Source organism: Pseudoalteromonas sp. SG44-17 (assembly GCF_014164235.1).
GTDB lineage: Bacteria > Pseudomonadota > Gammaproteobacteria > Enterobacterales > Alteromonadaceae > Pseudoalteromonas > Pseudoalteromonas rhizosphaerae.
Genome location: NZ_JACJEV010000070.1, coordinates 1 through 4,067 on the forward strand (window position 1 = coordinate 1; position 4,067 = coordinate 4,067).

General features: G+C 48.8%; 2 rRNA genes. Both read left to right on the forward strand.

Going from position 1 to position 4,067, the window contains the following annotated elements:
* The first annotated feature begins 115 nt into the window (after positions 1-115).
* Positions 116-1,657, forward strand: a 16S ribosomal RNA gene (locus H5182_RS21820).
* Between the two features lie 297 nt (positions 1,658-1,954).
* Positions 1,955-4,067: ribosomal RNA gene (locus H5182_RS21825) — 23S ribosomal RNA — on the forward strand; the annotation flags it as partial.

Below are 4,067 nucleotides of genomic sequence, written 5' to 3' on the forward strand. Positions count from 1 at the left end.
CTGAGTGACCAACAGAAGTAACTTATTTATAAGTTGCTTCGGCACAGTCAATTCAATATCGAAAGATATTAAATAAATTCAGAATTCATTGAGCTGTCGAAAGACAAAAAACTTTTAATTGAAGAGTTTGATCATGGCTCAGATTGAACGCTGGCGGCAGGCCTAACACATGCAAGTCGAGCGGTAACAGAGAGTAGCTTGCTACTTTGCTGACGAGCGGCGGACGGGTGAGTAATGCTTGGGAATATGCCTTTTGGTGGGGGACAACAGTTGGAAACGACTGCTAATACCGCATAATGTCTACGGACCAAAGTGGGGGACCTTCGGGCCTCACGCCAAAAGATTAGCCCAAGTGGGATTAGCTAGTTGGTAAGGTAATGGCTTACCAAGGCAACGATCCCTAGCTGGTTTGAGAGGATGATCAGCCACACTGGGACTGAGACACGGCCCAGACTCCTACGGGAGGCAGCAGTGGGGAATATTGCACAATGGGCGCAAGCCTGATGCAGCCATGCCGCGTGTGTGAAGAAGGCCTTCGGGTTGTAAAGCACTTTCAGTAAGGAGGAAAGGGTAGTCTTTAATAGAGGCTATCTGTGACGTTACTTACAGAAGAAGCACCGGCTAACTCCGTGCCAGCAGCCGCGGTAATACGGAGGGTGCGAGCGTTAATCGGAATTACTGGGCGTAAAGCGTACGCAGGCGGTTTGTTAAGCGAGATGTGAAAGCCCCGGGCTCAACCTGGGAACTGCATTTCGAACTGGCAAACTAGAGTGTGATAGAGGGTGGTAGAATTTCAGGTGTAGCGGTGAAATGCGTAGAGATCTGAAGGAATACCGATGGCGAAGGCAGCCACCTGGGTCAACACTGACGCTCATGTACGAAAGCGTGGGGAGCAAACAGGATTAGATACCCTGGTAGTCCACGCCGTAAACGATGTCTACTAGAAGCTCGGAGCCTCGGTTCTGTTTTTCAAAGCTAACGCATTAAGTAGACCGCCTGGGGAGTACGGCCGCAAGGTTAAAACTCAAATGAATTGACGGGGGCCCGCACAAGCGGTGGAGCATGTGGTTTAATTCGATGCAACGCGAAGAACCTTACCTACACTTGACATACAGAGAACTTACCAGAGATGGTTTGGTGCCTTCGGGAACTCTGATACAGGTGCTGCATGGCTGTCGTCAGCTCGTGTTGTGAGATGTTGGGTTAAGTCCCGCAACGAGCGCAACCCCTATCCTTAGTTGCTAGCAGGTAATGCTGAGAACTCTAAGGAGACTGCCGGTGATAAACCGGAGGAAGGTGGGGACGACGTCAAGTCATCATGGCCCTTACGTGTAGGGCTACACACGTGCTACAATGGCGCATACAGAGTGCTGCGAACTCGCGAGAGTAAGCGAATCACTTAAAGTGCGTCGTAGTCCGGATTGGAGTCTGCAACTCGACTCCATGAAGTCGGAATCGCTAGTAATCGCGTATCAGAATGACGCGGTGAATACGTTCCCGGGCCTTGTACACACCGCCCGTCACACCATGGGAGTGGGTTGCTCCAGAAGTAGATAGTCTAACCCTCGGGAGGACGTTTACCACGGAGTGATTCATGACTGGGGTGAAGTCGTAACAAGGTAGCCCTAGGGGAACCTGGGGCTGGATCACCTCCTTATACGATTTAGAACTTATTTGTTCGTAGTGTCCACACAGATGATTGTTAATTAGTGCGTATCCCTTTGGGATAACTAATTAATATGCTCTTTAAAAATTTGGAAAAGCTGATAATAAAATTCGTATAAATACAGTGTATTTGTACAGAGTTTTCAAAAGTAAAAAAGAATGATAGCAGTATCATTCAGTGCCATTTAATGAACGTTTTACGTTTGTTGATTGGTATCTACTTTAGTATTCAATATTAACTTCTGGCGAAGTTAAACTGTCACGAAACAAAGACCCGTTTGGGTTGTATGGTTAAGTGACTAAGCGTACACGGTGGATGCCTTGGCAGTTGGAGGCGATGAAGGACGTATTAACTTGCGATAAGCCTAGTCAAGCTAGTAAAAAGCACTTGAGACTAGGATTTCCGAATGGGGAAACCCACCTGCTTGCAGGTATCGTTAACTGAATACATAGGTTAACGAGGCGAACGCGGAGAACTGAAACATCTAAGTACCCGTAGGAAAAGAAATCAACCGAGATTCCGAAAGTAGCGGCGAGCGAAATCGGAACAGCCCTTAAGCTTAATTGGTGTTAATGGAAGGCTCTGGAAAGTGCCACGATACAGGGTGATAGTCCCGTACATGAAAATCCCTTTTAAGTGAAATCGAGTAGGTCGGAGCACGTGAAACTTTGACTGAATATAGGTGGACCATCATCTAAGGCTAAATACTCCCAACTGACCGATAGTGAACCAGTACCGTGAGGGAAAGGCGAAAAGAACCCCTGTGAGGGGAGTGAAATAGAACCTGAAACCGTGTACGTACAAGCAGTAGGAGCCCACTTGTTGGGTGACTGCGTACCTTTTGTATAATGGGTCAGCGACTTATATTTTGTAGCGAGGTTAACCGAATAGGGTAGCCGTAGGGAAACCGAGTCTTAACTGGGCGATTAGTTGCAAGGTATAGACCCGAAACCCGGTGATCTAGCCATGGGCAGGTTGAAGGTTGAGTAACATCAACTGGAGGACCGAACCCACTAACGTTGAAAAGTTAGGGGATGACCTGTGGCTAGGAGTGAAAGGCTAATCAAACCGGGAGATAGCTGGTTCTCCCCGAAATCTATTTAGGTAGAGCCTCGGACGAATACTTACGGGGGTAGAGCACTGTTAAGGCTAGGGGGTCATCCCGACTTACCAACCCTTTGCAAACTCCGAATACCGTAAAGTAATATCCGGGAGACACACGGCGGGTGCTAACGTCCGTCGTGAAGAGGGAAACAACCCAGACCGCCAGCTAAGGTCCCAAAGTCATAGTTAAGTGGGAAACGATGTGGAAAGGCCCAGACAGCCAGGAGGTTGGCTTAGAAGCAGCCATCCTTTAAAGAAAGCGTAATAGCTCACTGGTCGAGTCGGTCTGCGCGGAAGATGTAACGGGGCTAAACTATGCACCGAAGCTGCGGATTCAGAATTTATTCTGAGTGGTAGGGGAGCGTTCTGTAAGCGGTTGAAGGTGTACCGGGAGGTATGCTGGACGTATCAGAAGTGCGAATGCTGACATGAGTAACGATAATGCGGGTGAAAAACCCGCACGCCGGAAGACCAAGGGTTCCTATCCCATGTTAATCAGGGTAGGGTAAGTCGACCCCTAAGGCGAGGCCGAAAGGCGTAGTCGATGGGAAACGGATTAATATTTCCGTACTTGGTATAATTGCGATGGGGGGACGGAGCAGGCTAAGCAAGCATGGCGTTGGTAGTCCATGTGAAAGTGAGTAGGCTAGTGACTTAGGTAAATCCGGGTTGCTGTTAGGCTGAGACACGAGACGAGTCACTAAGGTGATGAAGTTGCTGATGCCATACTTCCAGGAAAAGCCTCTAAGCTTCAGATTATACCGAATCGTACCCCAAACCGACACAGGTGGTCAGGTAGAGAATACTAAGGCGCTTGAGAGAACTCGGGTGAAGGAACTAGGCAAAATCGTACCGTAACTTCGGGAGAAGGTACGCTCCGATTGGTGATGGGATTTACTCCCTAAGCTGATTGGAGCCGCAGTGACCAGGTGGCTGGGACTGTTTATTAAAAACACAGCACTGTGCAAAATCGCAAGATGACGTATACGGTGTGACACCTGCCCGGTGCCGGAAGGTTAATTGATGGGGTTATCTTCGGAGAAGCTCTTGATCGAAGCCCCGGTAAACGGCGGCCGTAACTATAACGGTCCTAAGGTAGCGAAATTCCTTGTCGGGTAAGTTCCGACCTGCACGAATGGTGTAACCATGGCCACGCTGTCTCCACCCGAGACTCAGTGAAATTGAAATCGCAGTGAAGATGCTGTGTACCCGCGGCTAGACGGAAAGACCCCGTGAACCTTTACTACAGCTTGGCACTGAACATTGAACCTACATGTGTAGGATAGGTGGGAGACTT